General features: G+C 70.1%; 4 protein-coding genes and 1 pseudogene. 4 read left to right on the plus strand and 1 reads right to left on the minus strand.

Translation table 11 applies throughout. The features are described from left to right. Window positions 1-218 (plus strand): tyrosine-type recombinase/integrase (locus tag Q0D57_RS00860; protein WP_291036735.1); only part of this gene is annotated, 218 nt, incomplete at its 5' end. Window positions 219-473: 255 nt separating this feature from the next. Here the strand turns inward: Q0D57_RS00860 and Q0D57_RS19385 are convergent. Next, window positions 474-1,022: pseudogene (locus Q0D57_RS19385) on the minus strand (M23 family metallopeptidase); the annotation flags it as partial. 99 nt (window positions 1,023-1,121) lie between these two features. Between Q0D57_RS19385 and Q0D57_RS00865 the strand changes: the two are divergent. The 3 genes from Q0D57_RS00865 to rpsB all read left to right on the plus strand — a co-directional run. Continuing rightward, complete coding sequence (locus tag Q0D57_RS00865; RefSeq protein WP_291036737.1) at window positions 1,122-1,667, plus strand: aldehyde dehydrogenase family protein; 546 nt, start codon at window positions 1,122-1,124, stop codon at window positions 1,665-1,667. A 71-nt stretch (window positions 1,668-1,738) separates the two neighbouring features. Then, window positions 1,739-3,232: a sugar porter family MFS transporter gene (locus Q0D57_RS00870; RefSeq protein ID WP_291036740.1), complete on the plus strand. Its 1,494-nt coding sequence runs from the start codon at window positions 1,739-1,741 to the stop codon at window positions 3,230-3,232. A gap of 188 nt (window positions 3,233-3,420) precedes the next feature. Next, a partial coding sequence (gene rpsB / locus Q0D57_RS00875) for a 30S ribosomal protein S2 (protein ID WP_291036744.1) occupies window positions 3,421-3,618 on the plus strand: 198 nt, incomplete at its 3' end.

The following is a 3,618-nucleotide window of genomic DNA, read 5'->3' on the forward strand; positions in this document are numbered from 1 at the left end:
TCGTGGCGCGCCTTCTCGAGGCCGCACCCGGCTCCGGACCGGCCGGGCCGCACGCCCTCCGCCACACCGCCGCCACCCACCTGCTCGACGGCGGCGCAGACCTCCGGGCAGTCCAGGAGCTGCTCGGCCACGCGAGCCTCGGCACGACGCAGATCTACACCCACGTCACCACCGAACGCCTCCGCGCCTCCTATCGCGCCGCCCACCCCCGCGCCTGACCGCCGCCCTCCACCTGCCGGCCGCTCCGCTGCGATGGCGCGGACTTCGCCAGCCCTCGCTGCCTCCGGGCCCTCTCCGGCGATGGTGCGCGTGAGAGGTGGCATTGTCCGCCCGCGCAGTCGCGTCACGCCGGGTTCGATCGTCCACAAACGATCGACGCTCCCCGTCGGCGAGGCACCCGGACGACCTCCGTGCGCTGGAGGCAGGAGCACCGCACGAGGGATGCCCGTCAGGAGCAGGCGCGGGTTCACGTAGCCGCCGTTCAGCCGCGCTCCCAGGTGCAGGCAGCGGTCAGCGCAGTGCCCTCCGGTGGCGACCACCGCCAGGGGCTGACCTCGCGCGACCAGGGTGCCGACGGCGACGAGCGACTGCGCGGGCTCGAACGTCGACCGCAGGCCGCCGGCGTGCTCGACCGAGACCACCGGGCGATCCACCACCGTGCCCGCGAAGGCGACGACACCGTCGGCCGGCGCGCGGATCTGCACCCCGGGACTGGCCTCCAGATCGAGCCCGCGGTGCCCGGCACCGTAGCGGGTCGCGGGCGCTCGGAATTCCGCGGAGACCTCGGGCTTCGGCTCGATCGGCCACAGCCATGTGCCTGCACCGGCATCCGCATCCGCTTCTGCACCCACACTCACACCCACACCCACACCGTCCGGCCCATCCCCGCTCCGAACCGGGAGTGAGGGAACGAGTGTCAGTGGTGCTGCCGCGCTGCCGACGGACCTGGCAGGAGATGGATCGGCGGCCCCGAAGAGGGGCATCGCCATCAGGAGGGCCACCACGCCGATGAGTACGTTCATGAGTCGAGGATGCGTGTCTCGGCAACGGCCGGCGCGAGCCGCGTCACATCGGTGCGCTTGCAGGCACGGTGCGGGTGGCTGTGGAGGACTCGACCGCGCTTGCGAAATCCGAACAGCCACTGGCGCTCGCCAGGCACCGACGTCGGCCCCCTCATCTCGTTCGAGCACCGCGACCGCGTGCACGGCTTCGTCACCCGGGCCGTCGCCGAGGGCGCCGAGGTGCTCGCGGGAGGCGCTCCCCTCGAACGCGACGGCGCCTACTACCCGCCCACCCTGGTCGTGGGCGCGCCCCAGCACTCCGAGATCGTCCAGGGCGAGGTCTTCGGCCCCGTGCTCGTCGCGCTGCCCTTCGACGACGAGGCGGATGCCATCCGGCTCGCCAACGACAGCGCCTACGGCCTCGCGTCGTCGGTCTGGACCAACGACGTCGCCCGCGCCATCCGGGTCAGCCACCAGCTCGACGTGGGCGTGACGTGGGTCAACGACCACCTGCCGATCGCCTCCGAGGCCCCGCACGGCGGGGTCAAGGGCTCCGGTTTCGGCAAGGACATGAGCATCGAGCCCCTGCTCGACTACTCGGTCACGCGACACCTCATGATCCGACACGCGGCCCCGCCGGAGACCACCGGCTACCGTCCCGCCTAGAGAAGTGCCAGGATCGAGCTGCGGGGTGCCACCGATCCGTCACCGACCGGCCCTGCTCTAGGGAGTACGACATGGCCGAGAAGAGCACCACCGCAGCAGACCACGCGATCACCGGGAAACTCCGGCGGAAGGTCGTCGCCCTCTCGATCGCCGCCGCGCTCGGCGGCTTCCTGTTCGGCTTCGACTCCTCCGTGATCAACGGCGCCGTCAAGGCCATCGACGAGGACTTCGCGCTCGGCGATCTGCCGCTCCTCTCCGGCTTCGTCGTGGCGTGCGCCCTGCTCGGCTGCGCGATCGGCGCCTACTTCGCGGGCCGCATCGCCGACCGGATCGGCCGCATCCCGGTCATGCTCATCGGCGCGGGCCTCTTCCTCATCTCCTCGATCGGCTCGGGGCTCGCGTTCGCCGTCTGGGACCTCATCATCTGGCGCGTGATCGGCGGTCTCGGCATCGGCATCGCGAGCGTCATCGCGCCGGCCTACATCGCCGAGATCGCGCCGAAGGCCGTGCGCGGGGCGCTCGCGAGCCTCCAGCAGCTCGCGATCACGCTCGGCATCTTCGCCGCCCTGCTCTCGGACACCCTGCTGCAGGGCGCCGCCGGGGGAGCGAACGAACCGCTCTGGTTCGGTCAGGACGCCTGGCGCTGGATGTTCATCGTCTGCGCCATCCCCGCCGTCGTCTACGGACTGCTCGCGTGGCGCCTGCCCGAGTCGCCCCGCTACCTCGTGGGCAAGGACCGCCGCGACGACGCGAGGAAGGTGCTCGCGAGCGTGACACCGGCCGCCGAGGTCGATCCGGCCCTGGAGGACATCGAGCGCTCCCTCCGTGAGGACAAGGAGAACGCCCGCACCGCGAGCCTCCGCGGCAGGCTCTTCGGCCTGCTCCCGGTGGTCTGGGTCGGCATCCTGCTGTCGATGTTCCAGCAGCTGGTCGGCATCAACGTGATCTTCTACTACTCCACGAGCCTCTGGAGCTCCGTGGGCTTCGACACCACCAACAGCGGCACGTCGTTCACCATCTCGGTCGTCACGAGCGTCATCAACGTGGCCGTCACCTTCGTGGCGATCTTCTTCGTCGACAAGATCGGCCGCCGGCCGCTGCTGCTCACCGGATCGGCCGGCATGGTCGTGTCGCTCGGCCTCATGGCCCTGGCCTTCTCGCAGGCGGTCGTCACCGACGGGGGCACGCCGCAGCTGCCGGGTGCCTGGGGCCCGCTCGCCCTCGTGGGGGCCAACCTCTTCGTGATCTTCTTCGGCGCCACCTGGGGGCCGATCGTCTGGGTGCTGCTCGGCGAGATCTTCCCCAACCGCATCCGCGGCAAGGCGCTCGGTGTGGCCGCCGCCGCCCAGTGGCTCACGAACTTCGCCATCACCGAGACGTTCCCGGCGCTGTCGAGCTTCTCGCTCGCCTTCACGTACGGTCTCTACACGTTCTTCGCGCTGCTGTCGTTCGTCTTCGTGTTCTTCGCCGTGCCCGAGACGAAGGGCCGCTCGCTCGAGAGCATGGACGACCTCAAGGTGGAGCGGGGCAAGAGCAAGGCGAACGCCGCGGCCGCCCGCCGCTGAATGCTATGATTCTCGGAGCACCCCGCATGTCGGGGTGACTACGCGTGCCCAATCGGCAGACAGCATCCCATCGGTCCCCTTCGCAAGAGCGGGTCGGATGCGTGCCGGGCACCAGGATTCGCGGCCACCGTCGCGAAGAAAACCGAGAATGGCGTGCGTCCGCGCGCGCCGAGAAGAGGAGAACGGCCATGGCCGTCGTCACCATCCGCCAGCTGCTCGACAGCGGCGTGCACTTCGGGCACCAGACCCGCCGTTGGAACCCGAAGATGAAGCGCTTCATCTTCACCGAGCGTTCCGGCATCTACATCATCGACCTGCAGCAGTCGCTCGGCTACATCGACAAGGCCTACGACTTCGTCAAGGAGACGGTCGCCCACGGCGGCACC

Source organism: Herbiconiux sp., from assembly GCF_023264895.1.
In the GTDB taxonomy this organism is placed as follows: Bacteria; Actinomycetota; Actinomycetes; order Actinomycetales; family Microbacteriaceae; genus Herbiconiux.

Bases quoted from the DNA above. Each gene is read 5' to 3' on its own strand.
- Q0D57_RS00870 (WP_291036740.1), top strand. From the start codon at position 1,739: ATGGCCGAGAAGAGCACCACCGCAGCAGACCACGCGATCACCGGGAAA.